Raw genomic sequence first — 26,439 nt, 5'->3', positions numbered from 1 at the left:
CCGGTCGTTGACTCGGTGGTCGGGCGGCGAGCACTCTCCGAAGTTCCCGGCGTTCATCGAAGTGGGTCAAACCCGGCAGGAGGGCGGAGCGGAATGCGGGTAGCGATCGCCGGCGCCGGTCTCGGTGGGCTGTGCCTCGCGCAGGGTCTGGTCCGGGCCGGCGTGGACGTCCAGGTCTACGAGCGGGACGCCGGGCTCGCCGCCCGCCGGCAGGGCTACCGCCTGCACATGGACGCCCGGGCCGGTCTCTCGCTCCAGAAGTGCCTGCCGCCGCGGCTGTTCCGGCTGTTCCTCGCGACGACCGGCCGGCCGGGCACCAAGGTCACCGTGCTCTCCGCCCAGCTGCGCGTCCTGCACGAGACGCCGGGCGGCCCGGACCGCGACCCGGACGACCCGGCCACCCTGTCCACATCGGCCGACCGCGGGACCCTCCGCGAGATCCTCGCCGCCGGCCTTGCCGACCGGATCCGGTACGGCCGCGAGCTCGCCGGGCATGACCAGGACGCGGGCGGCGTGACGCTCCGCTTCGCGGACGGCTCGGCCGAGCGCGCCGACGTGCTCGTCGGCGCCGACGGGGTGGGTTCGGTGGTTCGTCGTGCCCTGCTGCCGGAGGCGCGGCTCGTGGACACCGGCGCGCGGGTCATCTACGGCAAGACCCTGCTCGACGGCGCCGCCCGGCGGCTCGTTCCGGCGGCCATGCACAACGGGTTCACCGCGGTCACCGGCGGCCACCTCGGCCTGGCGACCGGGCTCGTCGAGTTCCGGCGCTCGCCGTCCGACGCCGCCGCCGCCCTCGCCCCGGGCGTACGGCTCAGCCCGGCCGCGGACTACCTGATGTGGGGCTTGTCGGCGCAGCACGACCGGCTCCCGGCGGCCGACTCGGAACTGGCTGGCGCGGACGCCGCGACCCTGCACGCGACCGCCTGCCGGGCGATCCGAACGTGGCATCCCGACCTGCGCGCCCTTCTCGCCGGGGCGGCCGTCGACGAGACGTTCTTCATCCGGGTGCGCAGCAGCCGGCGTGTCCCGGCCTGGCCGCCGAGCCGGGTGACCCTGCTCGGCGACGCGATCCACGCGATGAGCCCGGCCCGCGGCTCCGGCGCGAACACGGCACTGATGGACGCGGCGAACCTGTGCGCCGCGCTCACCGGCGGCACCGACCTCGTCCCGGCGATCGGCGGCTACGAGCAGAGCATGCGCGAGTACGGCTTCGCCGCGGTCGACGCGTCGCGGCAGGCGGAGGCGGAAACCGCGCGAAGAGGCAGCTCGCCGTGGCTCTGGCTGGTCAATCACTGGCCGAGGCCACGCCGGACAGCGGGCCGCTGAGCTCGGCGGCCGGTGCCGGGTTCGCGTCACCTCGTTCGTCGTGCTGGTGTAGAAAAATGGCGGATACCTTTCACCATTTGTCAGGCCAAAGCGGTCTTTCGGCCGCCGGCAGCTTGCCGCGGCCCTGACCCGCAAGCCGTCCGCACGAGGAGCCGACCATGTTCGTCCGTTCGCTTGCCGCCGCCGTCACCATCGCCGCCGCTTTGATCGCACCCCCGGTGGCGGGCGCGTCCGCCGCGCCCGCCCGCACCTCCGCCGTGTTCCAGGAACGCGCGCCGTTCCCCGGTGCCCCACGACTCGCCCCGGCGTCCCAGGCCGGCGCCCTGCGGCTCTGCTCCGGGCAGCATGCGGCGGAGTACGGCGACTGGCGCAACGCCGACCCGGCCACCCGCAGCATCACCCGCGCCCAGGTGCGCGACTGCCAGTCGGTGACCACCTGCACCGGCGACGTCTGCTCGACCACGTCCGACGCCGGCTGGGCCGTACGCCTGTTCGGCGCCTGCTCGCCGACCGACTGCGACTGGGGCTGGTCGGCCGGCGCGTTCCGGCTGGCCAACGGCAGGATCCCGGCGTTCTACGACCAGGGCTTCGCGAAGCGGCAGGTCTGGGTGGCGATGTCGCAGTTCCGGCCGGGCCAGCTGTGGATCGCGATTCGCACCGATTTCGTCGACCCGAACCGTGCCGACTACGAGTCGCAGGACTGGTTCGTCCGCTCCTGATCGCCTCTGGTCAGAGAACGCTGCATCGCCTCTGGTCAGAGATCGCGGCCGGCCGCGCGGTACAGCGGTACCGGGCCGGGCCAGTCCGGGGCGAGGCCACAGAACCGGCGCCCGGCGATCTGCCGGGCCGCGGCGTCCAGGATCAGGTCGATGCGCTGCTCGTTGGCCGCCGCCTTGGTCGACAGCAGCCGCGCGCGCAGGGCACACCGGCGCTCGTCCCCGTCGGGCGTGCGGTCGAAATCGGCCAGCTCCTGGGCGATCCGGTTGTGCAGGTACGGCAACCGTTCGCGGGCGCTGTCGCGGTGGTAGGCGGCGTTCGCGGCGGCGGAGACCACCGCGACGCCGGCGAGGACGGTCAGCAGCCCGGTGGCCACGGCCCGGCGTGCCCGGTGCAGCGCGGTCACCGCGGCGACCAGGAGCATGCCGCCGCCGGCGGTGGTCAGGGCGCTGTCCCGCCACCCGAGGCCGTACTGGCCGGCCGCGGCGGCCCGCTGCATCCACACGTTGAGGGCCGCGATCCCCGCCGCCAGGATCAGGACGGTGGCGGCGGTGCCCGCCAGCGCCGACGTCTGCCGGGCGTCGAGGCGGGGCAGCCCGGGCAGGGTGCGAAGCACACGCCAGCCGACCGCCAGCAGGACGATCCCGGCGAAGACGGAAATCGCCCCGGCCGGCCGGTCACGGCCGCCCGCCCACTGCCACATCAACGGCGGTAGCCAGGACACCAGCCGGACCGGCAGCGCGGTCACCGCCCCGGACAGCGACACCGCGGACCCGTCGTAGCAGCCGCCGCGGGCACAACGGTGCGCGACGATCACCCGTACGGGCACGATGACCAGGACGAACCCGGCGGACAGCAGGAGCACGAACCGGACCCCGGCGTCCCGTGGCAGGTCGCGCCACCGGACGGCGAACACGAGCCGGCCACGCAGGACCACCGCGACGACCGCGAGCGGCACCGCCAGGCAGGCCATCTCGTTGAACCCGGCGATCGCGGCGCCGGCCGCGACCGCGAGCAGCCCACGCCACAGCGGCAGGCGCGGCCGCCCGACGGTCGCGCACGCCCACGCCGCCACCGCCAGGACCAGGGCGCTGGTCGCGAAGTAGAGACCGCTGAACAGCACCGTCGTGCTCGACCGGCCGGCCGCGACGAGACCGCCACCGATCGCGAACGGCACTAGGGCGACCGGCACCGCGGGCGCGCCGTTCCACGGGCGGGTGCGGCTGGTCGCGTACGCGGCGAGCAGCACGGCGCAGCCGGTGAGCGCGATCGCCGCGACCAGGGCGACGAGCCGCAGTCCGATGTCGACCGGCACACCGAACAGGTCGGACAGGGCGAAGACCGCGACGTTCTGCGACCACTCGTACGTGCGGCCGAGCGGCCGGAAGTTCCCGACGCCGAGGAAGTACGGGACCGCCCCGAACGCGTCGACCGGGATCCGCCAGGGCCGGTCCAGGTAGACGCCGCCGTAGCCGTAGACGTTGAGCTGGTCGTCCGCCCACGGGGCCTGGGTGGTCAGGGGGGCGAGCACCACGAACGGGACGAGCACACAGCTGGCCCACACGACCCGCCAGGCAGGATGCCGCCGCGTCGGCCGGCCGGCGGTCTCCCCGGCGGGCGCGGTGCGCGGACCCGGCAGTCGCCGGCGGTCTGCGGCGGGTGCGGTCACAGCGGGTGTAACGAAAGTGCCGCGGCCCCGATTACGGCAGCGGGAGCTCTACCTCGACCGGCGCACCGTCCCGCGGCGTGAACCGCAAACTCAGCGCGGTCGCCCCGGCGGGCGGGGTCGGTAGGTAGTTCGATCGTGCGCGGAACTCGGTTCCTGGGCCGCCGGCCTCGCCGGATTGAAAGCGGTAGACCGTGCCGACGTCGTCGGAGACCGTCGACGGGACCGCGCGGAGCTGTTCGGCCGGCCACGCCGGCGGATGCCGGTCGACATCGCCGTCCTGCTCCCATTGCCGGAAGAGCTGCTGATAGGCGCCGAGCGCGGCGTCGCGGGCGGGACCGGCCGCGGCGTCCAGGGTCACCTCGACATGGTTGGCCACCGCGACCCGGACCAGCTGAAACGGCACTCCGGCAAGCTCACCGAGCGCGACCGGGCGGTCGAGCGGCAGCACCGTCCGCGGGATCTGCCGGACGGTGACCAGGTAGACGTGGTCGTCCTCCGGGAACTCGAGGTGGATCGCGCCGTCGCCGAGCGCCGACATGCTGCGTCCGGGCGACCCCGAGACCCGCGCGCCGAACAACGAGTTGACGACTTCGATCAGCGTGGTCACGACCGCCACCGTATCGTCGTCCGGACGGCGCCGACGCCCGCATCCACTGGCAGAACCTCGTCAACTTCGGGGTACTGCCGCTCGAGTACGACGAGTCACCGTTGTCGCGAGGCGACCGCCTGGTGATCAGTGACCTCGGCGATCAGCTGCGCCGGGGCGACGAGATCACCGTACGGAACGAAAGCCGGGACACGACGATCCGGCCGCGGCACCGCCTCTCCCCACGACAGGTCGAGACGGTGCTCGCCGGCGGCCGCATCCCGGCTTTCCGGCAATCACCAGCCCACGGCGACCAGTAGGTACTGCGGGCTGCCGTGCGACACGAACGAGCTCTGCCCGGCCACGTCGTCGTACGGGAAGCCGTAGGCCAGCCGGCCGAGGGCGTGGTCGTGCCAGAACTTCGCGTAGTAGTTCGCCGGCGCGCCGCGGTAGAAGTTGGACACCGTCTCCCACTGCGACGACGGCAGGTCGATGGTGTGCCGGTTCAGCGCCGCGCACTGCTGCGGCTGCCCGGCCAGGGTGCCCGCGCAGCCGAAGATGTCCGACGTGGCGGCCGTGATCCCGTTCTGCGCCGCGTAGCTGGACATGTAGGTCTGGTACTGCCCGCCGGAGCGGAACGCCGCGTCGCTGCCCGGCGCCATGATCCGGTACGGCGCGGTGGCCGTGGCCAGGTGCTTGAACTCGGTCGGCACCTCGTCCGAGAACTTCTGGAAGGTGACCGCCCGATCCTCGGTGAAGGTCTGGTAGTCCTCGCCGACCTGCACGTCGTACCCGTCCTTGGCGTGCAGCCGCATGGCGATCTTCAGGCCGAACGCGTCCACCCGGGTGGTGTTGCCGTTGAAGACGCTCGCCCCCACGGTGAACTCGATGAAGTCGAAATACTGGCTGGTCGGCGAGCCGAGGTAGAAGTACATCCGGCCGGCCGAGTTGGCCGGCATGTCGAGGTACTGCTGCTCGGCGATCGAGTGCGTCTGCCCGTTGAAGCTCCAGTAGACCTGGCTGTCCGGGTACTTCCCGTTGGTCCGGTTGAGGATCTTGACCTCGACGACGTTCTGCGCGGCCGGGATGCTGCTGGTGTCGCCCCAGAACGAGTCGGGCATCGTGCTGCCGCCCGGGGGAGTGCTGGTCGGCGGGGTCGTCGGCGGGGTGGTGACCGTGCCGGTGATGAACACGCTGAATGACCACAGGGAGTAGCCGTAGGCGGTGGCCCGGGCCGTACCGTACATCCGGACGTATCGCCCACTGCCGTTCACCGTCAGCGCTTGGTTTCCGCCCGTGCCGGTGGTCGTGCTGTAGATCGACGTCCACGTGCTGCCGTTCGTGGAGACCTGGATCTGGTACACCGTGGCGTAGGCCGCCTCCCAGCTGAGCGCGACCCCGCAGACGGTCTGCGTCGAGCCGAGGTCGACCTGCAGCCATTGCGGGTCGCTGAACGCGCTCGACCAGCGGGTACCGGCGTTGCCGTCGACCGCCGCGCCGGCCGGTGTGGAGGCGTTCTCGCTGCTGGAGGCGGTGGCGGTGCGGCCCTGGGCGGCGTCGGTCGTGCCGCAGGTCGTCGACGCGCCGGTGGATCCGAAGACCTGGAACTCCCACAGTGAGTAGCCGTAGGCGGTGGCTCGGGCGGTCGCATACATCCGGACATATCGCCCGGACCCGCTGACGGTCAGGTTTTGGACGCCGCCGGCACCGGTCGTCGTGGTGTAGATCGTGGTCCACGTGCTGCCGTTGGCCGAGGTCTGGATCTGGAAGGACCTCGCGTACGCGGCCTCCCAGTTCAGCGACACGGAGCTGATCGTGGCGGTGGCGCCGAGGTCGACCTGCAGCCACTGCGGGTCGGCGAACGCGCTCGACCAGCGCGTTCCGGTGTTCCCGTCGACCGCGGCACTGGCCGGGGTGGTGGCGTTCTCGGTGCTGGACGCGGTCGCGGTCTTGCCCTGCGAGAGCAGGGTGTCGGCGGCGTGCGCGGTGGTGACGGTCACCGCCGCGTAGGCCGCGGTGAGCAGGACGAGTGCGGCGCCGAGTACGGCCGTGAGTGGCCTGGGGCGACGCCTGGGGATGGCTTGTCGCATGGACTCTCCCGTTGGGGATGGGGATGGTGCCGCCTGGGGATGGCGGCAGAGAGCGCTCTCCCTCGCGAGTCTCATCGACGTCCGTCGTGCCGAGCAAGGGTTCTGGGTTCCGGAACCATGCGGCGCGATGCGATGGACAAGGGTTTTCCCTATTTCTTAGATCTGTGTCGATATATAGCGTCGATTTTGTAACGCCGGTTGCGGTTACCCGGCCGCGCCGGAGTCGAGCCCGCCCGTCACCCCTCGGGCGGGGAAGGAGTGCACCAGATGTCCCGAATCCCCCTCGTCATCGCCGTGGGGACCGCGACCGCGGTTGCCGCCGCGCTGACTTCCGGGCCGGCCGTCGCCCAGGCAGCGCCGGCGCGAACCGCCGCGTCGCCGGCCGCCGCGGCCGATGCGTTGGTCGCGTCGAAACCCTCCTATCTGCACGTCAGCTCGGCCGAGACCTTCCAGCGGCACGCCGTGATCACCTCCGGCGGCTTCAGCTACGTCCCGTACACCCGCACCTACCAGGGCCTGGCGGTCCGGGGCGGCGACTTCGTGGTGATGACCGACGCGAGCGGCGTCGCGAGGTACACCTCGGTCGCCCAGACCACCGCGATCGGCGCCCTGTCGGTCACCCCGAAGATCTCCGAGCGGGCCGCGCAGGCCACCGCCCGTCAGCAGCTCAAGTCGGTCAGCGGCGTCGAGGGCAGCAAGCTGGTCGTGCTCGCCGATCTGGGCGCGGCCGCCAGGCTGGCGTGGGAGACCACGGTGGACGGGATCGGCGCCAAGGGCATCAGCCGGCTCACGGTCGACGTCGACGCGCTCACCGGCAAGGTGCTCAGCACCGAGGAGCACGTCACCGAGGCGACCGGCACCGGCACCGGCTGGGTGTACGGCTCGGTGTCGCTGAACACCACCCAGTCCGGCTCGACGTACCTTCTGCAGGACCCGTCGCACACCACCGTGCGGGCGCAGAACGCGTCGAACAACGCCACCTTCAGCGGCTCCGACAACGTCTGGGGCAACGGGAACGGCACCAACCGGGAGACCGGCGGCGTCGACGCGCTCTACGTGGCGGAGAAGCAGTTCGCGATGCTCTCCTCGTGGCTCGGCCGCAACGGCCAGAACGGCTCCGGCGGCGCGTGGCCGATCCGGATCGGCCTGAACGACGAGAACGCGTACTACGACGGCACCCAGGTGCAGATCGGGCACAACACCGCCGGTCAGTGGATCGCCTCCGCCGACGTCGTCGGCCACGAGCTGGGCCACGGCATCGACGACCACACCCCGGGCGGCATCTCCCGGAGGGGCACCCAGGAGTTCGTCGCCGACACGTTCGGCGCGGCGACCGAGTGGTACATCAACAGCCCGAACGACCCGCCGGACTACCTGGTCGGCGAGGAGGTCAACCTGGTCGGCAGCGGCCCGATCCGCAACATGTACAACCCGTCCGCGCTCGGCGACAGCAACTGCTACTCGTCCAGCACCCCGAACCAGGAGGTGCACGCCGCGGCCGGGCCCGGCAACCACTGGTTCTACCTGCTGGCCCAGGGCAGCAGCGGCAACGGTCAGCCGTCCAGCCCGACCTGCAACGGCAGCACGGTGACCGGCGTCGGCATCCAGAACGCCATCAAGATCATGTACAACGCGATGCTGCTGAAGACGTCCAGCTCGTCCTACCTGTACTACCGGAAGTGGACGCTGCAGGCCGCGAAGAACCTGTTCCCGGGCAGCTGCACCCAGTTCAACTCGGTGAAGGCCGCCTGGAGCGCGGTGAACGTGCCGGCCCAGTCCGGCGAGGCCACCTGCTGACCCGTCCCGCTTCGTGGGGCCGGCGCGTCATCGCGCCGGCCCCTCTGCGTGCCCACCGCGCCCGGTCAATGCAGCCAGGCGACCAACGCATACCGGTTGCCGTCCGTCGTCGGGCTGACCGCGTGGATGGCCGGCGACGGAAACGCCCATGAACTTGCCCGGCCGACAGCGTGCCGGACCGGACCCGGAGCTGGAGGGCGACGTTCTCGTAGCCGAGGGCCACGGCCGCCCCGGCACCAGCGGCCGGACGTGGAGAACCTGGCCGCCGACGTGGCCCTGACCACCTACCGCGCGTCGATGTGCTGCGCGATCGGTATCTCGACGGTCGCGCCGGACACCGGACACCACGGGTCAGTCGTTCGGCGGCAGGCTGTCCATGAACGAGCTCACCGAGAAGACCGCGCGGCCGGCACCGGGCTCGCCGTACCCCGGCGGGCTGGACAGGCCGTTCGCCTCCATCGTCGCGCGGTACACCTCGAGCAGGCGGATGTGGTATTCCAGCGGCGCGCCGTTCGGGTTCGTCCTGCCCAGCGGGGTGGTCGGCTCGGGGCACCAGGTGGTGAACCGCGGCGTGATCCCCCGCGACATGAAATATTGCAGGCCCTCGGCGGTCGACTCGATCGCCTCGTCCACGGTCCGGAAGCCGAACGGCTCGGCCATCTCCACACCCGCCACGAAGTTCGGGATCACGTTGCGCGGGCCGAACACCTCGGCCGACTCCAGGATCCGGCGGTGCCACTCCGCGCGGCCCACGTAGCGCTCCTTGCCCGGGCAGTACAGCTCGAACAGGCGCTTGTCCCACACCTCGTAGTTGGGGTGGTAGATGCTGATCCCGTAGTCCTTGAACCGCTGCACGTCGGCCCGGGGCAGCGCCTGCGCGACCACCTTGCCGATCCACCGGCCCGGGAAGCGCTCCTCGATCGCCTGCGCGTACCGGCCGTAGAAGTCGGCCTCGGCCAGCCCGTCGACCTTGCGCGTGACGCTGCCACCGGTCAGCGTGTACGCCTGCGAGGACTTGGCCGTGTCGTACTTGTCGATCAGTTCGAGCGCTTCGAGGACCTCCTCGACCGGCTTGACCCCGGTGTATGGCCGCCCGGCCGCCTTGTGCTGGCGGAAGTTGTGGTTGATGTCGCAGTACTGGCATTCCTCGGAGGCGCCGAAGTACTGGCAGACCCGGTAGACGGTGAGGTAGACGAGGTAACCCCACTGGATCGTCGGGGCCACCTCCATGACCTGCTTGCCGTTGGCGAGCGTGTGCCGGTAGTAGTCGGGCATCGGGGGCAGGCCGACCTCGGCGATCGGGCGGCCGTCGAGGAACAGCTTCAGCTGTCCGTCTTCGTCGGCTTTCACCCGGTACGGGGAGTCGGGGTTCGTGCGCACGGAGACGACCGTCCGGCGCAGCTCGTACGGGCCGCCGAGCAGGACGATCTCCTCCGGGGGGCGGCGAAGTGCGGCCTCGCCCAGCTCGGGCAGGGTGCGGTGGTCGAACGAGAAGATGAAGTACGACTTGGGCTTGACGTCGCCGCTCTCGTTGTCGGTCAGCGCGGAGTCGTCGAAGGCCAGGCCGCCGCGGAGCAGGTCTTCCTTGATCACGGCCTCGCGGGGGACGTGCGGGAAGCGGGCCATCAGGTCTTCGACTAGGTCCGTACGCGACTGCATGCGCTTCTCCGATGCTGCTGACTGTTCCACGGGGCTATCCCATGTCATCACATCGACATCTCGTCTTCGCCCTGGGGAATGGAGACGTTGGCGACAGGCCGGCGCGAGGATCAGGCGAGAGCGTCGGCGACGATCGGGGCGACCGGGGTTGCGGTGGTGTCGTGCGGGGCGCGCATGCCCAGCCAGGAGAGCCAGCCCAGGGCAACGATGAAGCCGAAGCTGATCACGCGGTAGAGGACTACGGCGGCGACCGCGGCCGCGGTGGGGACGCCGCCGGCGATCAGGCCGAGGATCAGGGCGCTGTCGATGATGCCCAGGCCGCCGGGGACGATCGTGATGGTGCCGGCGGCCATCGCGGCGCAGAAGGCGAGCAGGACCACGGTGAGTGGGGCCGGCTGCTCGCCGACGGCGCGGAAGCACAGCCACAGGCACAGGGCGTCCAGCAGCCAGTTGGCCAGGGCGAGGAGCGCGGCCAGGCCGCCCCGGCCGGGGGTGAGGCGGGCGGCGCGCAGCTGCTCGAGGAAGCCGCTGAGGCGATCGGAGCCGGCCGCGGCGGGGCGGCGGCGCAGGCGGTTGACGACCGCGAGGGGCGATCCCAGCACCTCGGGGTGGCGGGCCAGGTGGCGTACGCCCAGGGTCAGGGCGACCGCCGCGAGCAGCCACCAGAGCAGGTGTTGCCAGTGGGTGGCGCCGCCGGCGGCGAGGGCGCTGCCGAGCGTGACCACGCCTAGGCCGCAGGTGGAGAGGATGCCGCTGAGCACGATCGCCCAGGAGGCGATGGCGGGGCTGGCGCCCAGGCGGCGCATCTGCTGGTAGTTGAAGCGGGTGGAGAAGGCGGGGCCGCCGGGGAGGGTGACGCTCAGCGAGTGGGCGGCGTAGGCCAGCCGCAGGTGCTCGATCATCGGGGCCCGGACGCCGGCCGAGCGCAGCAGCTGGCGTTGCATCCGGCCGTACGCGTTCATCGCGGCCAGTTCGACGAGGGTGGCCAGCGCGAGCCAGCCGAGGTGTGGCGTGCGCAGCTGGCGCAGGGCACCGGCGAGCGAGGGCCAGCCCAGGACCAACTCGACCGCGAGCAGGATCAGCACCGCTGCGATGCCCACTGCCCGCAGTTTCTTTGTCACGGATCCAGAGTCAGCCAAGTTTGCGCATTGCGCAAGCTTTCGCGGTGAGAACGCGATCACACCTCATCTTCATTTTAATAGCTGCATTATGCAGCTACTGTGATGAGCGCAGACCTTTTCCCGTACGGAGGTGACCGGTGAGCGGTGCTACCGGTGGCAATGTCCTGTTCAAGCAGCCGAAGGCCGTCTACGCGGTGGCGTTCGCCTGTGTCGTCAGCTTCATGGGCATCGGGCTGGTCGACCCGATCCTGCCGGCGCTGTCGAAGCAGCTGAGCGCCACGCCGAGCCAGGTGAGCCTGCTGTTCACCAGCTATCTGCTCGTCACCGCGGTGGCGATGCTGTTCACCGGCTGGGTCTCCAGCCGGATCGGGCCGAAGCGGACGCTGATCGCCGGCCTGGCGCTGATCGTCGTGTTCGCCGCGCTGGCGGGGCTGTCCGGCTCGATCAACGGCATCGTCGGCTTCCGGGCCGGCTGGGGGCTCGGGAACGCGCTGTTCATCGCCACCTCCCTGGCCGTCATCGTGGCGTCGGCGTCCGGCGGTTTCGCCGGCGCGATCGTCCTGTACGAGGCGGCCCTCGGCCTCGGCATCGCGGCCGGGCCGCTGCTGGGCGGGCTGCTCGGCGACATCAGCTGGCGCGGGCCGTTCTTCGGCGTGGCGGTGCTGATGGCGATCGCCCTGCTGGCCACGGTCACGCTGCTGGAGAAGACGCCGAAGCCGGCCCGCAAGACCTCGCTGTTCGCCCCGATCCGGGCGCTGCGCCACCGCAGCCTGCTGACCATGGGCATCACGGCGCTGCTGTACAACTGGGGCTTCTTCACCATGCTCGGCTTCGCGCCGTACCCGATGGAGCTCACCGCGATCCAGCTCGGCTTCGTCTTCTTCGCCTGGGGCCTGCTGCTCGCCTTCTTCTCGATCACCGGCGCGCCGTGGCTGCAGCGGCGGTTCGGCACCGCGCCCTCGCTGTACGGCGCGCTCAGCGTCTTCGCGATCCTGATCCTGCTGATCGGGGTCTTCACCGGCAACCGCTGGGCGGTCATCGTCTGCGTGGTCGCCTCGGGTGTCGTGGCCGGCATCAACAACACGCTCACCACGCAGGCCGTCATGCTGGTCTCGCCGGTCGAGCGGCCGGTCGCGTCGGCCGCGTACGGCTTCGTCCGGTTCATCGGCGGCGGCCTGGCGCCGTACGCGGCCGGCAGGATGGTCGACCACTGGAACATCCACGTCCCGTTCGTGGTCGGCGCGGTCGCCGTCGTGCTGGGCGTGCTCGTGCTGGCCACCGGGCACAAGCCGCTCGCCGCGGCGGACGCGGCGATGGCGGCCGGCCCGCACGGCAGCGCCGACGACGTGGCCGGGGAGGTCGCCGACGAGTTCGGCGGGGCGCCGGACGCGATCGACTACGAGCACGAGGTCCAGCGCGCCTGAGGCGTTGCCGAAACGGTATCCGTCGCCATAAAGTGGACGTTGCTGAACAATGAACGTTCAGTAATGGAGGGTCCGGGCATGACTGACGACTCGCTGCTGCCGCGCACCAAGGCCGCCCCCGAGCGGTGCAAGGACGGGCCGGCCACCATTCTGGTCGGCGTCGACGGGTCGACGTCGTCGCTGCGCGCGGCCGCCTACGCCGCCGGTATGGCGCGGCGGCAGCGCAGCCGGCTGGTCGCGGTCTACGTGCGGCAGCCGGGCGCCTACGCGGTGCCGGTGCCCGGCGCGACCGGCACCGTGCTCGCCGCCCAGGATCTGGTGGAGCAGGAGCTGCGCTCGGCGATCGAGCATCGGGTGGTGGCCCTCGACGTCGACGTGCAGCTGGTGGTCCGCAGCGGCGAACCGTACACGGAGCTGCTCGACGTGGCCGAGGAGGTCCACCCGGACGCGGTCATCGTCGGCCGGTCCAGCAAGATGCTGCACCGGATCGCGGGGTCGCTCGCGGTCAAGCTGACCCGGTGCGGCCGCTGGCCGGTCACCGTCGTTCCTTGACCGACTCCGCGTCGGCCCACTGCTCGACCACGCCGGCGGCGATCAGCGCGTCGATCTCCTCGGTGGACAGGCCCAGCACGCGGGCGAGCACGTCACGCGAGTGCTCACCGGGGAGCGGGGCCGGGTGGAGCGTCGGGTCCGGCACGGTCGCGAAGACCGCGGGGGCGTTCTCGGTGGGCATCGGCTGGGCGATCCGCGGGTGGTGCATGGTGCGGAAGAAGCCGCGCTCGGCCAGGTGCGGGTCGCGCGGCAGGTCCGGGACGCGCTGCATCATCGCCGCGGGCACGCCGGCCGCCTGCAGCTCGGCCATCGCCTCGCGCGGCGCGCGCTTCGACGTCCACGCCGACACCAGGGCATCGAGGTGGTCGCGCCGGGCGATCCGGTCGCCGGCCGTCGGCAGATCAAGACCGCTGGCGAGTACGCCGTCCAGCCGCACCCAGTCGTCGTCGCCGCGCACGGTCACCACGCACCACTCGTCGTCGCCCGCGCAGGGGTAGAGCCCCCGCGGCGCGTCCTCGGCGGCCTCGGCCGGGGTGAGCGAGCCGGGGCGTACCGATTCGAGGGCGAGCTGGTGGGCGAGCTGGCCCAGGATGATCTCGGCCTGGGCCACGCTGACCGTGCCGCCGCGGCCGGTCCGGCGCCGGGCGATCAGCTTGGCCAGGATGGCGACCGCCTCGACGCGGGCGGCGATGTGGTCGGGGTAGATCGTGGACGCGTCGCTGTGCCCGGCCTCGTCGCCGGGGTAGCGCCACAGCCCGCTGAGCCCGGTGGTGGCGCGGACCAGCGGCCCGTACCCCATCCGCTTGCTCCACGGGCCGGTCGGCCCGAACGCGCTGGAGTCGGCGACCACGATGCCGGGGTTGATCGCGGCGAGCTCGTCGTGGCCGAGGCCGAGCGAATCCATCGTGCCGGGCTTGAAGTTGGAGAGCACCACGTCGGACTCCGCGACGAGCCGCTTGAAGAGCGCGATGCCCTCCGGCGCGCGCAGATCGAGGCCCAGCCCGAGCTTGTTGCGATGGCCGTAGGCGAAGGACGGGCTGAGCGCGGAGCCGTCGAAGGTCTGCCGGCTGCCGTCCGGGAACGCCCTGTTCTCCACCTTGATCACTTCGGCGCCCAGGTCGGCGAAGAGGCGGCCCAGCTCGGCACCGACCACGATGACGCCGAGGTCGAGCACCCGCAGCCCGGCCAGCGGACGGGAGCGTCCCGGGCCGGCCGGAGCGGCGGGGGCCGCCGGGACGGCCGCCAGGACCTCGGCCGTGTGCTGGCCGTGCGAGGGGGCGGGGAAGCGGATGCCGGCCCGGCGGCCGTCCACCTCCAGGTAGCCGTTGGGCATCAGGGCGCCGGGGACCGACGGAATTGCGGTGAAGACCGAGCGGGCGGCGAACTGTTCGGCGTGCAACACCTCGGTCGGCTCCAGCAGTGCGGCGGTGGGCACGCCGAAGCGCTGGCCCTCGGCGACGATCTGGGACCGGGTGCGGCCGGCGAAGAGGCGGCCGATCGCCGGGTAGATCCGGCCCGCCGCCGCGAAACGCTTGCGGAGGTTGGCCAGGGCCGGGTCGGCGAACTCGGCCGGCTCGCCCAGCCAGGTGAACATGCCCTGCCACTGGCGGGGGGCGAGGACGCAGATGCGCACCCAGCCGTCGGCGCACCGGAAGATCGGGTAGAGGTGCCGGGCGTCGGGGCGCCCGCGCGGCCCGTCGGCGGCCGGGACGCCGCCGGTCGCGCTGCCCCCGATGCCGTAACCGGGGTCGAGCACCTGGGCGGTCGCCTCGTAGACGGACACGTCGACCAGGTCGCCGGTGCCGGCGAAGTAGGCCACCAGGGCCGCCCACGCCGCCTGCGCGGCCGCCGACTCGTACGCCAGGGAACCCGGCGGCAGCAACGGCGCGCGACCGGGCAGGCCCGAGCGGGAGAGGACGCCGCCGAGCGCGAGATGGGTCCACTCGGTCGCCTGCCAGTCCCGGTACGGCCCGGTCAGCCCGAAGTCGGTGACCGCCACGATGACCAGGCCCGGCCGGCGCGGCGGCAGCCAGGAGGCGTCGTCGGTGAGGTAGATGTCGGCGGTGTCGACCAGGCGTCGCAGATCGTCGCCGTCGGCCACCACGGCCCGCTTGTTGGCGTTGTGCGTGGCGTAGTAGAGGCTCACGCCGTCGACGACCGGCTCCCGACGCCGGGACGCCGCGCCGCCGGCCGGCTCCGCCCGGATCACGTCGGCGCCCAGGTCGGCGAGCAGCCGCCCGGTCGTCTCGCCGAGACCGTCGGTGCGCTCGACGACCCGGACTCCGGTCAGCGGCAGGTTCTCGTCCACGGCGGGCCTCCTCGGCGGGTGCGGTGCGGTAGCTCACACGATGACCGGGCGCCCCGAAGGCCGTAAATCGCTGTTTCCGGCACGTTACGTGCCGCCGGCCGCAACGTGGCCGTCCCGCTTTCTTGCCGGGTGATCGTTGTGCACCGCAGGATGGGTGCGTGGAGGTCGCCCAGCTGCGCTGTTTTCTCGCGGTCGCCGAGGAGCTGCATTTCGGCCGGGCGGCCGAGCGGCTGCACATGACCGCCTCCCCGGTCAGCCGCATCGTCAAGGAGCTGGAACGCGAGCTGGGCGCGGAGTTGTTCGTCCGCGGCTACCACCACATCCAGCTCACCCCGGCCGGGCGCGAGCTGGCCCGCCGCGTTCCGCCGCTGCTCGCCGAGTTCGACCGGTTGCGCAGCGAGATCCAGCTGGTGGCGGCGGGGGAGAGCCGGGTGGTGCGGCTCGGCGGCTCGCACCTGTCGCCGCCGGCCATCCTGGACGCGGTGGTCGAGTGCGCGGAGAAGGGCAACCCCGGCCGGACCGTGGAGGTCACCCTCGCGCCGTCGTCCGAGCTGCTGCCGGCGCTGAGCCGGGGCGAGCTGGACGCGGCCGTGGTGCACCTGCCGGTCGACGACCCGGCGGTCGAGGCGGTGCCGCTGGCGGCGTACCGCTTCTTCGTCGCGATGCGCCGGGACGACCCGCTGGCCGGGCGGGCCGAACTGTCGCTGGCCGACCTGGCCGACCGGACCGTGGTGACGTTCCCGCTGAGCCTGCAGCCCGCGGCGATGGAGCAGATGCGGGACGCGCTGCTGAGCCGCGGCCTGCGCCGGGTGCGCATGCTGCCTGGCGCCGACTCGGCGATGCTGGCCGGGCACGTGCGCCGCACCGGCGACCTGACCTTCACGCTGGCGCCGGACACCGGCGGCTCGGCCCGCATCTTCGACGACCCGGCGTTCGCGATCGTGCCGCTGGCCGACGGGCCGCCGTTCCACCTCGGGCTGGTCTGGCTGGGCGCGCGGGTCGCCGACCGGGTGGTCACCGGCCTGGTGGAGGCGGTCCGCGAGCGCTGGTCCCGCGGCGAATTGCAGATCTAGCGGCGCCAGAGCTCCGGGGTGCCGCCGTCCGAGCGGACCGCGCCGGTGGCGGCCAGGTGGCGCAGGTGGGCCAGGGTCTCGCCGAGGGCCATCCGGCGCAGCATGCCGCGCAGCGCGTCCCAGCCGCGCGACCAGGTCAGCTCGGCGGCGATCGCCCAGGCCGTCGACTCGCCGCGGGTGCCGAGCACGGCGAGGATCTCGTGGCCGCGGTCGTCGTGGTGGGCGATCAGGCCGGCGGCGCGGGCGTCGATGCCGCGGAAGCGGTACTCGTGCGCGGGCAGCGCCTCCTCGTCGGCGAACTTGGCGGTCTGCTCCAGCGACGCCAGGTAGGTGCTGAGCGGGTTGCCCTCCTCGCCCGGGTGCACGCCGATGTTCGGGCTGATCCGGGGGAGCAGGTGGTCGCCGGTGAGCAGGATGCCGGCGGCCGCGTCGTGCAGGCAGAGGTGACCCGGGGTGTGCCCGGGTGTCCAGACCGCCCGCAGCTCGTGCCTGGCCAGCGGCAGCAGGTCGCCGTCCTCGAACGTACGGTCGGGCTCCGCCATGCCGAGGAGCTGGCTCATCCGCTCCGGATCGACGGTCAGGGCCCCGGCCGCGTCCTCCGGTACGCCGTGGCGCAGCAGCCAGGCCCGGTCGGTGGCGGGGTCGAGGTCGCGCCAGACCCGGCCGGGCAGCGAGCGGGCCTCCAGCGGGTGCATGCCGATCCAGGCGCCGGACACCGAGCGCAGCCACCCGCTGAGCCCGTGGTGGTCGGGGTGCACGTGGGTGATCAGCGCGCCGGTGACGTCGGCGACCGTGGCCCCGGCGGCGCGCAGCCCGGCGGTCACCGCGTCGCGGCCCTCGGCGGACTCCCAGCCCGGGTCGACCAGCAGCACACCGGTGTCGTCGAGGAACGCATAGCACAGGGTGTAGCGCAGCGGGTTGTGCGGGATCGGGACGGGGATCGACCAGACGCCGGGGCGGACCTGCTCGACCGGCGGGAGGACGCGCTGCTGCCAGGCCCAGTGCTGGGCCTCTCCGGTGACGATCATGCGCGGCCCGCGGTGACGGAGTGCAGCAGGAAGTCGACCAGCCGCCGGGCGTGCGACGCGGTGTCGCCGGCCAGGGCGGCGCGCTTGTCCGCCGGGGTGGTCATCGCGTGCATCATCGCGCCGCCGACGAGGGTGTCCAGCAGCAGCGTGATCGCGACCGTGCCGGGCAGTTCGCCCCGGTCGATGCCGCGCCGGACGATCGCGCGGGCGGCGAGCACCTGAGCCGTACGCATGGCTTCATAGTGCTCGGCGACGCCGGGGATGGTGTGCGCTTCCAGGTTGAGCCGCATCGCGGCGCGGCTGGCCGGGCCGAGGTAGAGGTCGAGGATCTGGGTCGCGAGCTCGGCCAGGTCGCCGTGCAGGGTGCCGGTGTCCACGTCGCTGACCTGTGGCAGGCCCGCCGTCAGCGCGTCGGTGAGCAGCGCCTCCTTGTTGCTCCAGCGCAGGTAGAGCGAGGCCTTGCCGACGCCGGCCCGCTTCGCGACGGCCTCCATCGCGAAACCGGCCCAGCCGGTGTCGCCGAAGACGTCCAGCGCGGCCCGGGCGATCCGGCGGTCGACCTCGGGGTCGCGGGGCCGGCCGGGTGCGGTTGGCGGTGCGGTCATTCGCGATCTCCATATTGCTGAACGGATTCCGTCAGGATACAGTCGCGATAAGTGAACGGGAAGCGTTCAGTATTGGAGACCTTCGTGACATCGCACGACCTCGACCCGCGGACACCGATCGTGGTAGGCGTCGGTCAGTCCGCCGAGCGCCTCGACGAGCCCGGCTATCGGCGCCGGTCGCCGGTGGAGCTGGCCGCCGACGCCGCCGCGGAGGCGATCGCCGACACCGGCGCCGATCCCGCCGCGGTGGCCGCCGCGATCGACACCGTGGCCGGCACCCGGCAGTTCGAGAACTCGATGCCGATGGCGCGGGCGCCGCTCGGCCGGTCGGACAACTTCCCGCGCTCGGTTGCCGCGCGGGCCGGGGTCGCGCCGCGCCGTGCCGTGCTCGAGGTCGCGGGTGGGCAGAGCCCGCAGCACCTGGTCAACGAGTTCGCGGCCGCCATCGCCGCGGGGTCCTGCGACGCGGTCCTGCTCTTCGGATCGGAGGCGATCTCCACCATCGAGAGGTACGCCAAGGCCGAGGAGAAGCCCGATTTCACCGAGCACGTCGACGGCGATCTGGAGGACCGCGGCTACGGGCTGCGCGGGCTGGTCAGCATGCATCAGGCCGCGCACGGGCTGACCGACGCGGCGAGCCAGTACGCGCTGTTCGACAACGCACGGCGGGCCCGGCTCAAGCAGACCCGGCAGGAGTACGCGGCGTCGATCGGCGCGCTGTTCGAGCCGTTCACCAAGGTAGCCGCGGCGAACCCGCACGCGGCGGCGCCGGTCGAGCGCAGCGCGGCGGAGCTGGTCACGCCGAGCGCGGCCAACCGGCCGATCGCCGACCCGTACACCCGCTATGTGGTCGCCCGGGAAAAGGTGAACCAGGGCGCGGCGGTGCTGCTCACCTCGGTCGGCGCGGCGCGGCGACTGGGCATCCCGGCCGAGCGGTGGGTGTTCCTGCCCGGCCACGCCGACCTGCGGGAGCGCGACCTGATGGACCGGGCCGACCTCTCGGCCGGCCCGGCGTCGGTGCTGGCCGCCCGGCACGCCCTCGAGGTGGCCGGCATCGGCATGGACGAGGTCGCCACCATCGATCTGTACAGCTGTTTCCCGGCGCCGGTGTTCACCGTCGCGGACGCGTTCGGACTGGCCGCGGACGACCCGCGCGGGCTGACCGTGACCGGTGGGCTGCCGTTCTTCGGCGGGGCCGGCAACAACTACTCGATGCACGCGATCGCCTCGACCGTGCAGCTGGCGCGCCGGTCGCCGGGCAGCTACGGGTTCGTCGGCGCCAACGGCGGCACGATGAGCAAGTACTCCGCCGGCGTCTACACGACGACGCCGTCGGCCTGGCGGCCCGACGACTCGGCGGCTCTGCAGCGGGAGATCGACTCGTGGCCGGCACCCGTCGAGGCGCGGCAGGCGGACGGGTGGGCGACCATCGAGACGTACACCGTCCGGCATGCCCGAGACGGGAAGCGGACCGGCATCGTGATCGGGCGCCTCGAGTCCGACGGGCGACGGTTCGTGTCCCGTACTGATGATCGGGATGCCACGATGGTGGAGCTGCTCGGCGCCGACGAGCCGATCGGCAAGCGGGTCTACGTGCGGTCGTTCGGCTTCGGCAACCGGGTGGCGGTCTCCCCGGAGGCGATGGACGCGCTCTTCCCCGCGTCACCCGCGGTGCTGGGCGAGCGATACGAGCACATTCTGGTACGCCGCGACGGGCACCTCCTGGAAGTCACGATCAACCGCCCGGAGGCCCGCAACAGCCTGCACCCGATGGCGAACGACGAGCTCGATCACGCGTTCACCGCGTACTTCGCCGACCCCGACCTGTGGGTGGCGATCCTGACCGGGGCCGGGGACAAGGCGTTCTCCGCGGGCAACGACCTGATCTACTCGGCGTCCGGCAAGCCGATGTGGGTGCCCAAGAACGGGTTCGCGGGCCTGACCAGCCGGCACGGCATGACCAAGCCGGTCATCGCCGCCGTCAACGGCTTCGCGATGGGCGGCGGGTGCGAGATCGCGCTGGCCTGCCACCTGGTGGTCGCGGACGAGACGGCGAAGTTCGCGCTCAGCGAGGTCAGGGTCGGCCTGATCGCCGGGGCCGGGGGAGTGGTGCGGCTGCCGCGCATGCTCCCGCCGAAGCTGGCCAACGAGATGATCCTGACCGGGCGCCGGCTGACCGCGGCCGAGGGGCTCGCCCACGGCCTGGTCAACCGGGTGACGCCGGCGGGCGAGGCGCTGGCCGGCGCGCGGCAGCTGGCCGCCGAGATCCTCGACGGCTCGCCCACGTCGGTGCGGATCTCGCTGCAGGTGATGGAGGAGACCCGCGGCATTCCGGACGTGGTCGACGCGGTGACCCACCACAGCCCGGCCCTCGACGAGCTGATGATCAGCGAGGACGCGATCGAGGGGTTGACGGCGTTCGCCGAAAAGCGCCGGCCCCGGTGGCGTAACCGCTGATCAGTGGGTCTGTGCCGCCTGCCCGATCAGGTTCACCAGCTCGGTCACCAGCGGGGTGGGGCGCCGGCGATGGACGACGCACACCTCGCGGGCCGGGCGGGCGCTTCCCCACTCGCGGACGCGCAGCCCCGGGTGGTCGCGCAAGACCATCGCCGGCACCAGGGCGATGCCCAGGCCGGCCCGGACCAGGGCCAGCGTCAGGGCGTAGTCCGCGGTCTCGTAGCTGATCCGCGGGACGAAGCCCCGTCGCCCGGCGAGCATGTCGAGGCAGATGCGGTTCGGCACGCCGGGACCGCCGGAGATCCAGTGCTCGGCGGCCGGGTCCAGCCTCGCGTTCGCCGGGCGGGTGGCCGGCAGGGCCAGGCGCAGCGGGTCCTTCAGCAGCGGCCGGCGCACCAGGCCGGCGGTGGGCACGGACGGCACGCCCGGGTAGCGGTGGGTGATCAGCAGGTCGAGGTCGCCCGAGGTGACCAGGCCGTAGCCGTCGGGCGGTTCCAGGTCGCGCAGGGATAGCTGGACGCCGGGGTGGCGCTCGCGGAACTCGGTCAGCGCCGCCGGCACCAGGGCGGCGCCGGCGGTGGCGAAGGTGCCGATCGCCATCCGCCGCTGTCCGGCGCCGAGCGCGGCGGCGGTGGCGGCCTCGGCCTCGCGGAGCTCGCCGAGGACGCGCTCGCCGTGGTGGACCAGGACGGCGCCGGCCTCGGTGAGCCGCACGCCGGTGCCGCTGCGCTCGACCAGGCGGGCCCGCAGCTCCGCCTCGAGCTTGCTGAGCTGCTGGGACACCGCCGACGGGGTGTACGACATCCGGCGCGCCGCCTCGGCGATCGAGCCCGCCCGCGCCACCTCGACCAGCACCCGCAGCCGTCCCACGTCCAAGGCCATTAAGCAATGCTAATCGGGCCCCAGATTTGTGCGCTGGCGCTTAACGCCGCGGGCTTCCCATCATCGAGGGCATGAACTCGATCGACATCGCCGGGGCGGCGCGCGCGATCCGCCCGTACATTCGGCACACACCCCTGCTGGACGCGCGGATCGACGGCCGGCGGCTGCTGCTCAAGCTGGAGCACCTGCAGCTGGGCGGGTCGTTCAAGCTGCGCGGCGCCCTCAACGCGCTGCTCGCCCGGCCGGACGGCGAGCACGTGGTCACCGCGTCGGGCGGCAACCACGGGCTGGGCGTGGCCACGGCGGCGGGGCTGCTGGGCCGGGCGGCCACGGTGTTCGTGCCGGTGACCGTGCCGGCCGGCAAGGCGCGGCGGATCGAGGCGGCCGGGGCGCGGCTGATCCGGCACGGTTCGACGTACGCGGAGGCGGCCGCGGCGGCGACCGAGGACGCGGACCGGCCCGGCCGCGGTTACCTGCACGCGTACGACGATCCGGCCGTGATTGCGGGGCAGGGAACGGTTGCCGCCGAGGTGGTCGAGGAGGCGCCCGAGGTGGACAGCTTCGTGGTCGCGGTCGGCGGTGGCGGGCTGGCGGCCGGGACGGCGCTGGCCGCCGGAGATTTGGCCGCCGGCACCCGGACCACGGTCGCGGTCGAACCGGAGGGGTGCCGGTGCCTGGCCGAAGCCCTCGCCGCGGGCCGGCCGGTGGACGCGCCGGTCGACTCGGTCGCCGCCTCGGCGCTGGGCGCCACCCGGGTCGGGCACCTGCCGTACCAGGTCCTGCGCGCGGCGCCGGTCGAGTCGGTGCTGGTCAGCGACAAGGAGCTGCTGGTCGCGCGGGACCTGTTGTGGGATCACTTCCGGATCGCGGTCGAGCCCGCGGCGGCGGTCCCGTTCGCGGCGTGGCTGGCCGGCCGGGTGACCGGTGACCTGCCCTGCCTGATCATCTGCGGGGCCAACACCGACTGGACACCGCAGGGCTGACCGGCGCTCAGAGCCAGGTGGTGGCGAGCCAGGCGGTCGCCGCGGCCAGCAGCAGGGCGACGACGTTCAGGCCGATCAGGCGGCCCTCGCCCCGGGAGAGGTGCAGGGCCGCGGCGCCGATCTGCAGGACGACGAAGCCGATCGCGGCGGCCAGGGCCAGGCCGGGTGCGATGCCGGTCAGCGGGGGCAGGATCAGGCCGATCGCGCCGAGCAGCTCCACCACGCCGATCGCGCGGACCAGCGGCATCGGGACGGTGTCGACCCAGCCCATCATCGGGCGCAGCTGCTCCTTGCCGCGGGTGACCTTCAGGCCGCCCGCGTAGAGGTAGAAGAGCGCCAGCAACCCCCCGACGACCCAGTACGCGATCTCCATGACAGCCCCTTCACCAGGACGGTTACCGTGCGGAAGCAGCCCCATCATGGGGCACCGTCGGCGGCGGTACAAAAGGCACATTCATGTGCGTGAGGCACAAGGGGTTGTCGTGGAGGAGTACGGGCACACCTGCATGATCCGAGGGGACGGCGGGAAGGCGATCCGCGGGATCCTCGATCAGATCTGCAACAAGTGGACGCTTCTGATCGTGGCGACGCTCGATCGGAGCACGATCCGGTTCACCGAGCTGCACCAGCAGATCCCGGGGATCTCGCAGCGGATGCTGACCCTGACGCTGCGCAACCTCGAGCGGGACGGGCTGGTGTCGCGGACGGTGCACGCCGAGGTGCCGCCGCGGGTGGAGTATGCGCTGACCGAGATGGGGCGCAGCCTGCTCGGGCCGGCGCTGGGGCTGGCCGGGTGGGCGATGGAGCACGTGCCGCGGATCGAGGCGAGCCGGGCCGCGTACGAGGCGCGCTGACCGCCGCGGTGAACACCGCCGCGGTCACTCCCGGTCGGCCAGCCACAGGTCGGGGCCGAACATCTCGTACTGGATGTCGGCCGGGACGACGCCGCGATCGATCAGCGTGGTGCGCACCGACTGCAGGAACGGCATCGGGCCGCACAGGTAGTACACCGCCTCGTCCGGGAGGTCGGCCTGGGCGAGGTCGATCGTGCCCGAGAAGACGCCGTCGGCCGGGAGATCGGAGTCGGCGCCGTTCTCGTACCAGAGGTAGAGGCGCGACTTCGGGATGTGGTCCAGGTCCTCGACGATCTGGCGGCGCAGCGGGAACGCCTTCTCCTCGACGTCCGCGTGCAGGAACGTGACGTCCAGGTGCGAGCCGGCCTTGACCAGGTGGGACAGCATGCCGGCCATCGGGGTGACGCCGATGCCGGCGCTGGCGAAGACCACCGGGCGGCCGGAGTCGTCGAGGGTCACGTCGCCGTACGGGACGCTCAGGGTCAGCTCGTCGCCGTGGTGGATGTGGTCGTGCAGCAGATTGGACACCTCGCCGTCGGGCTTGCCGCCGCCGTGCACCCGCTTGACCGAGAAGTAGCGGTGCTCGCCGTCGTCGGCGCGGACCAGGCTGTACTGGCGCGCCTGGTGGATCCCGTCCGGCATGCGAACCATGACGCTCACGTACTGGCCGGGGAGCGAGGTGCGCACCGAGCGATCGTCCATCCGGCGCATCACGAACGTGACCACGTCGTCGGTCTCCGGAATCTTGCGCACCACCCGCCAGCGGCGCCAGACCCGCTCGGCGGTGACGCCGCGGGCGCTGTAGAGGCCGCGCTCCTGATGGATCAGCGCGTACGCCATCAGCCAGTAGACCTCCTCCCAGGCCGCGGCGACCTCGGGGGTGACCGCGTCGCCGAGCACGTCGCCGATCGCCCACATCAGGTGGTCGCGGACGATCGGGTACTGGTCGGCGCGCAGGCCGAGCGAGGCGTGCTTGTGCGCGATCCGGGTCAGCAGCCGGTCGGGGAGCTGTGGCGGGTCGGTGAGCAGCGACGAGGCGAACACCGCGACCGAGCCGGCGAGGGCTTTCGGCTGCGAGCCCTCCCGCTGGTTGCCCCGGTTGAACATGCCGTCCATCAGCCCTGGATGCGCGGCGAACATGTGCGCGTAGAACCGGATGGCGATCTCTTCGATGTTGGCGGCCACCGCCGGAAGCGTGGCGGCGACGACCTGCCGGGCACTCGCTGACAACATAATTCGCAGCCTATTACATATTTACGGCAAATCGGACGACTACGGGAGGTATCGCGGGCGAGTGAAACCCCGAATCCTCGGGTACGTCCGGGGCATCGAGCCGATGAGGAGGAAACATCATGTCCGCTGCACGAGTCGTGGTGGTCACCGGGGCGAGCGGCGGCGTCGGCCGGGCGGTGGCCCGCCGGTTCGGCGCGCGCGGCGACCGTGTCGCCCTGGTGGCCCGGGGTGAGAAGGGCCTCCGGGCCGCCGCCGACGAGATCACCGCGGCGGGCGGCCGGGCGCTGCCGCTGCCGGCCGACGTCGCCGACTTCGACGCGGTCGACACGGCCGCGGCCAAGGCGGAGGCCGAGCTGGGCCCGATCGACGTCTGGGTCAACACCGCGTTCTCTTCGGTGTTCGCGCCGTTCGACCAGATCGAGCCGAGCGAGTTCCGCCGGGTCACCGAGGTCAGCTACCTGGGCTACGTGCACGGCACGCGCGCCGCGCTGAGCCGGATGAAGCCGCGCAACCGCGGGACGATCGTGCAGGTCGGCTCCGCGCTGGCGTACCGCGGCATCCCGCTGCAGACCGCGTACTGCGGGGCCAAGCACGCCATCCAGGGCTTCAACGAGGCGCTGCGCTGCGAGCTGCTGCACGAGCACAGCGCCGTGCGCACCACGATGGTGCAACTGCCGGCCGTGAACACCCCTCAGTTCACCTGGCTGCGCTCCCGGCTGCGCCGGCACGCCCAGCCGGTACCGCCGATCTACCAGCCCGAGGTGGCGGCCAAGGCCATCGTGTACGCCTCGGAGCACCCCGGCCGCCGCGAGTACTGGGTCGGCGCATCCACGGCCGGCACCCTGCTGGCGAACGCGGTCGCGCCCGGCATCCTCGACCGGTACCTGGCGCGCACCGGGTTCCAGGCGCAGCAGACCGACCAGCCGCACGACCCGAACGACCCGGGCAACCTGTGGCACCCCGCGGACGCCGGGGACGGGCACGACTACGGCGCGCACGGAGAGTTCGACGCGAACGCGAAGGACAGCAGCGTCCAGGTGTGGGCGTCGCAGCACCACGGCCTGCTCGCGGCGGCTTTCACCCTCGCCGCGGTCGGGGTTTCGGCCGTCGGGTTCAGGAGGCGGTGACCGTCACCGTCACCTGCGTGATCGAGGGGTCGGCCTCGAGCTCCGAGCGGAGCCGGTCGACCTTCTCGATCAGCGCGGCCGCCGACTCCCCGGCGCCGTCCCGGACCGGCGCGACCAGGACGTTGACCAGCAGGCTGGACGGCCCGACGTAGACGGCGTGCACGGTGGTCGGCTCGCCGACCCAGTCGGTCTCCACCACCCGGCGGCGGATCGGCTCGACCACGTCCTCCGGCGCGGCCTCCTCCAGCAGCAGCCCCTTCGACTTGCGGGCCAGCAGGAACGCCACCGCGATCAGCAGGACGCCGATCAGGATGCTGCCGATCGCGTCCCAGGCCGCCCAGCCGGTCACCGCGTGCAGGACCAGCCCGGCCAGCGCCAGCGCGATGCCGATCAGCGCCGCGGTGTCCTCCAGGAACACCGTGGTCGCGCTCGGGTCGGAGGCCCGGATGAGATGTTGCGCCATCGAACGGCGGCGCTCCCGGGACTCCTGCCGCAGCTGCTTGCGCGCGGTGTGCCAGGAGAACGCCTCGAAGCAGGCGGCCACCAGCAGCACGCCGATGCCGACCCACAGCGACTCCACCGGCTCGGGCACCAGCAGGCTGCGGATGCCCTCGCCGACCGAGAGCGCGCCGCCGATCAGGAAGATGCCGAGCGCGGCGAGGAACGCCCAGAAGTAGCGTTCCTGCCCGTAGCCGAACGGCCGGGACGGGTCGGCCGCCTTGGTCGACTTGCGCAGCCCGACGAAGAGAAGCACCTCGTTGCCGGTGTCGGCGACCGAGTGCAACGCCTCGGCCCACATCGACGCCGACCCGGTCAGCACCGCCGCCACGATCTTTGCCAGGGCGATCGCGAGGTTGGCGGCCACCGCGACGATCACCGTACGGTAGCTTCCGCCGGCCATGCCCTGCCCGTACCCATCGACCGCCCCGCATAATCGGCCGCGGGTGA

Annotated in this window: 23 protein-coding genes; 11 read left to right on the top strand and 12 right to left on the bottom strand. The window is 72.4% G+C overall.

Translation table 11 applies throughout. From position 1 onward, the window contains the following. Nucleotides 1–93: 93 nt before the first annotated feature. Together ODJ79_RS21440 and ODJ79_RS21435 are read left to right on the top strand one after the other, a co-directional pair. Nucleotides 94–1,326: an FAD-dependent oxidoreductase gene (locus tag ODJ79_RS21440; RefSeq protein ID WP_263025304.1), complete on the top strand. Its 1,233-nt coding sequence runs from the start codon at nucleotides 94–96 to the stop codon at nucleotides 1,324–1,326. Nucleotides 1,327–1,484: 158 nt separating this feature from the next. Beyond that, on the top strand, nucleotides 1,485–2,045 hold the full coding sequence (locus ODJ79_RS21435) for a hypothetical protein (protein WP_263025303.1): 561 nt from the start codon (nucleotides 1,485–1,487) through the stop codon (nucleotides 2,043–2,045). A gap of 35 nt (nucleotides 2,046–2,080) precedes the next feature. Here ODJ79_RS21435 and ODJ79_RS21430 read toward each other — a convergent pair whose 3' ends face one another. Further along, nucleotides 2,081–3,607 (bottom strand): hypothetical protein, encoded by a 1,527-nt coding sequence (locus tag ODJ79_RS21430; protein ID WP_263025302.1) that lies wholly within the window; start codon nucleotides 3,605–3,607, stop codon nucleotides 2,081–2,083. Nucleotides 3,608–3,743: 136 nt separating this feature from the next. Beyond that, nucleotides 3,744–4,319 (bottom strand): hypothetical protein, encoded by a 576-nt coding sequence (locus tag ODJ79_RS21425; RefSeq protein WP_263025301.1) that lies wholly within the window; start codon nucleotides 4,317–4,319, stop codon nucleotides 3,744–3,746. 101 nt (nucleotides 4,320–4,420) lie between these two features. Here ODJ79_RS21425 and ODJ79_RS21420 point away from each other — a divergent pair, with 101 nt between their 5' ends. Further along, a complete protein-coding gene (locus ODJ79_RS21420) occupies nucleotides 4,421–4,618 on the top strand; it encodes a hypothetical protein (protein ID WP_263025300.1) in 198 nt (65 codons plus the stop codon). Here the strand turns inward: ODJ79_RS21420 and ODJ79_RS21415 are convergent. Further along, entirely contained in the window at nucleotides 4,595–6,388 is a 1,794-nt protein-coding gene (locus ODJ79_RS21415; protein ID WP_263025299.1) for a discoidin domain-containing protein, read from the bottom strand. The two genes, ODJ79_RS21420 and ODJ79_RS21415, sit on opposite strands and share 24 nt — an antisense overlap. Before the next feature lie 267 nt (nucleotides 6,389–6,655). On the opposite strand from ODJ79_RS21415, the gene ODJ79_RS21410 reads away from it, so the two are divergent. Continuing rightward, nucleotides 6,656–8,185 carry a M4 family metallopeptidase gene (locus ODJ79_RS21410; RefSeq protein WP_263025298.1) on the top strand — a complete coding sequence of 510 codons (1,530 nt, stop codon included), beginning with the start codon at nucleotides 6,656–6,658 and terminating at the stop codon, nucleotides 8,183–8,185. Nucleotides 8,186–8,536: 351 nt separating this feature from the next. Here ODJ79_RS21410 and ODJ79_RS21405 read toward each other — a convergent pair whose 3' ends face one another. After that, entirely contained in the window at nucleotides 8,537–9,844 is a 1,308-nt protein-coding gene (locus tag ODJ79_RS21405) for a radical SAM protein (protein WP_263025297.1), read from the bottom strand. Between the two features lie 110 nt (nucleotides 9,845–9,954). Next, nucleotides 9,955–10,944 (bottom strand): YbhN family protein, encoded by a 990-nt coding sequence (locus tag ODJ79_RS21400; RefSeq protein ID WP_263025296.1) that lies wholly within the window; start codon nucleotides 10,942–10,944, stop codon nucleotides 9,955–9,957. A 158-nt stretch (nucleotides 10,945–11,102) separates the two neighbouring features. On the opposite strand from ODJ79_RS21400, the gene ODJ79_RS21395 reads away from it, so the two are divergent. Next, nucleotides 11,103–12,389, top strand: coding sequence for an MFS transporter (locus ODJ79_RS21395; protein ID WP_263025295.1), 1,287 nt, complete (start codon nucleotides 11,103–11,105; stop codon nucleotides 12,387–12,389). Between the two features lie 78 nt (nucleotides 12,390–12,467). Beyond that, a complete protein-coding gene (locus ODJ79_RS21390; protein ID WP_263025294.1) occupies nucleotides 12,468–12,941 on the top strand; it encodes a universal stress protein in 474 nt (157 codons plus the stop codon). Here the strand turns inward: ODJ79_RS21390 and ODJ79_RS21385 are convergent. Continuing rightward, on the bottom strand, nucleotides 12,925–15,249 hold the full coding sequence (locus ODJ79_RS21385) for a CaiB/BaiF CoA-transferase family protein (RefSeq protein ID WP_263025293.1): 2,325 nt from the start codon (nucleotides 15,247–15,249) through the stop codon (nucleotides 12,925–12,927). The two genes, ODJ79_RS21390 and ODJ79_RS21385, sit on opposite strands and share 17 nt — an antisense overlap. Before the next feature lie 158 nt (nucleotides 15,250–15,407). On the opposite strand from ODJ79_RS21385, the gene ODJ79_RS21380 reads away from it, so the two are divergent. Next, nucleotides 15,408–16,322 carry a LysR family transcriptional regulator gene (locus ODJ79_RS21380; protein ID WP_263025292.1) on the top strand — a complete coding sequence of 305 codons (915 nt, stop codon included), beginning with the start codon at nucleotides 15,408–15,410 and terminating at the stop codon, nucleotides 16,320–16,322. On the opposite strand, the gene ODJ79_RS21375 is transcribed toward ODJ79_RS21380, so the two are convergent. Further along, nucleotides 16,319–17,350, bottom strand: a complete 1,032-nt coding sequence (locus tag ODJ79_RS21375; protein WP_263025291.1) for an MBL fold metallo-hydrolase — start codon at nucleotides 17,348–17,350, stop codon at nucleotides 16,319–16,321. The two genes, ODJ79_RS21380 and ODJ79_RS21375, sit on opposite strands and share 4 nt — an antisense overlap. Further along, on the bottom strand, nucleotides 17,347–17,955 hold the full coding sequence (locus ODJ79_RS21370; RefSeq protein ID WP_263025290.1) for a TetR/AcrR family transcriptional regulator: 609 nt from the start codon (nucleotides 17,953–17,955) through the stop codon (nucleotides 17,347–17,349). Before ODJ79_RS21370 ends, ODJ79_RS21375 begins: the two co-directional genes overlap by 4 nt. Nucleotides 17,956–18,039: 84 nt before the next feature. Between ODJ79_RS21370 and ODJ79_RS21365 the strand changes: the two genes are divergently transcribed. Beyond that, on the top strand, nucleotides 18,040–20,412 hold the full coding sequence (locus ODJ79_RS21365; RefSeq protein WP_263025289.1) for an acetyl-CoA acetyltransferase: 2,373 nt from the start codon (nucleotides 18,040–18,042) through the stop codon (nucleotides 20,410–20,412). Here the strand turns inward: ODJ79_RS21365 and ODJ79_RS21360 are convergent, their stop codons facing one another. After that, nucleotides 20,413–21,294: a LysR family transcriptional regulator gene (locus ODJ79_RS21360; protein ID WP_263025288.1), complete on the bottom strand. Its 882-nt coding sequence runs from the start codon at nucleotides 21,292–21,294 to the stop codon at nucleotides 20,413–20,415. It lies immediately after the preceding gene. 71 nt (nucleotides 21,295–21,365) lie between these two features. Between ODJ79_RS21360 and ODJ79_RS21355 the strand changes: the two genes are divergently transcribed. Next, complete coding sequence (locus tag ODJ79_RS21355) at nucleotides 21,366–22,277, top strand: serine/threonine dehydratase (protein ID WP_263025287.1); 912 nt, start codon at nucleotides 21,366–21,368, stop codon at nucleotides 22,275–22,277. Nucleotides 22,278–22,284: 7 nt separating this feature from the next. Here the strand turns inward: ODJ79_RS21355 and ODJ79_RS21350 are convergent, their stop codons facing one another. After that, entirely contained in the window at nucleotides 22,285–22,650 is a 366-nt protein-coding gene (locus ODJ79_RS21350) for a DoxX family protein (protein WP_263025286.1), read from the bottom strand. A 109-nt stretch (nucleotides 22,651–22,759) separates the two neighbouring features. Here ODJ79_RS21350 and ODJ79_RS21345 point away from each other — a divergent pair, with 109 nt between their 5' ends. Beyond that, entirely contained in the window at nucleotides 22,760–23,131 is a 372-nt protein-coding gene (locus ODJ79_RS21345; RefSeq protein WP_263025285.1) for a winged helix-turn-helix transcriptional regulator, read from the top strand. 24 nt (nucleotides 23,132–23,155) lie between these two features. Here the strand turns inward: ODJ79_RS21345 and ODJ79_RS21340 are convergent, their stop codons facing one another. Continuing rightward, complete coding sequence (locus ODJ79_RS21340; RefSeq protein WP_263025284.1) at nucleotides 23,156–24,364, bottom strand: globin domain-containing protein; 1,209 nt, start codon at nucleotides 24,362–24,364, stop codon at nucleotides 23,156–23,158. Between the two features lie 119 nt (nucleotides 24,365–24,483). Here ODJ79_RS21340 and ODJ79_RS21335 point away from each other — a divergent pair, with 119 nt between their 5' ends. Continuing rightward, nucleotides 24,484–25,491 carry an SDR family oxidoreductase gene (locus tag ODJ79_RS21335; protein ID WP_263025283.1) on the top strand — a complete coding sequence of 336 codons (1,008 nt, stop codon included), beginning with the start codon at nucleotides 24,484–24,486 and terminating at the stop codon, nucleotides 25,489–25,491. On the opposite strand, the gene ODJ79_RS21330 is transcribed toward ODJ79_RS21335, so the two are convergent. Further along, nucleotides 25,478–26,392 (bottom strand): cation diffusion facilitator family transporter, encoded by a 915-nt coding sequence (locus ODJ79_RS21330; protein ID WP_263025282.1) that lies wholly within the window; start codon nucleotides 26,390–26,392, stop codon nucleotides 25,478–25,480. The genes ODJ79_RS21335 and ODJ79_RS21330 overlap by 14 nt on opposite strands. Between the last annotated feature and the right edge of the window lie 47 nt (nucleotides 26,393–26,439).

Source organism: Actinoplanes sp. KI2, from assembly GCF_025630775.1.
Taxonomy (GTDB): domain Bacteria; phylum Actinomycetota; class Actinomycetes; order Mycobacteriales; family Micromonosporaceae; genus Actinoplanes.
The sequence above is the reverse complement of the archived record's forward strand: the minus strand, read 5'-3'. Positions and strand labels throughout refer to the sequence as shown.

Coding starts and splice junctions, on each gene's coding strand:
- ODJ79_RS21440 (WP_263025304.1), top strand. CDS start 94: ATGCGGGTAGCGATCGCCGGCGCCGGTCTCGGTGGGCTGTGCCTCGCG.
- ODJ79_RS21435 (WP_263025303.1), top strand. CDS start 1,485: ATGTTCGTCCGTTCGCTTGCCGCCGCCGTCACCATCGCCGCCGCTTTG.
- ODJ79_RS21415 (WP_263025299.1), bottom strand. CDS start 6,388: ATGCGACAAGCCATCCCCAGGCGTCGCCCCAGGCCACTCACGGCCGTA.
- ODJ79_RS21410 (WP_263025298.1), top strand. CDS start 6,656: ATGTCCCGAATCCCCCTCGTCATCGCCGTGGGGACCGCGACCGCGGTT.
- ODJ79_RS21405 (WP_263025297.1), bottom strand. CDS start 9,844: ATGCAGTCGCGTACGGACCTAGTCGAAGACCTGATGGCCCGCTTCCCG.
- ODJ79_RS21390 (WP_263025294.1), top strand. CDS start 12,468: ATGACTGACGACTCGCTGCTGCCGCGCACCAAGGCCGCCCCCGAGCGG.
- ODJ79_RS21375 (WP_263025291.1), bottom strand. CDS start 17,350: ATGATCGTCACCGGAGAGGCCCAGCACTGGGCCTGGCAGCAGCGCGTC.
- ODJ79_RS21370 (WP_263025290.1), bottom strand. CDS start 17,955: ATGACCGCACCGCCAACCGCACCCGGCCGGCCCCGCGACCCCGAGGTC.
- ODJ79_RS21360 (WP_263025288.1), bottom strand. CDS start 21,294: ATGGCCTTGGACGTGGGACGGCTGCGGGTGCTGGTCGAGGTGGCGCGG.
- ODJ79_RS21355 (WP_263025287.1), top strand. CDS start 21,366: ATGAACTCGATCGACATCGCCGGGGCGGCGCGCGCGATCCGCCCGTAC.
- ODJ79_RS21350 (WP_263025286.1), bottom strand. CDS start 22,650: ATGGAGATCGCGTACTGGGTCGTCGGGGGGTTGCTGGCGCTCTTCTAC.
- ODJ79_RS21340 (WP_263025284.1), bottom strand. CDS start 24,364: ATGTTGTCAGCGAGTGCCCGGCAGGTCGTCGCCGCCACGCTTCCGGCG.
- ODJ79_RS21335 (WP_263025283.1), top strand. CDS start 24,484: ATGTCCGCTGCACGAGTCGTGGTGGTCACCGGGGCGAGCGGCGGCGTC.
- ODJ79_RS21330 (WP_263025282.1), bottom strand. CDS start 26,392: ATGGCCGGCGGAAGCTACCGTACGGTGATCGTCGCGGTGGCCGCCAAC.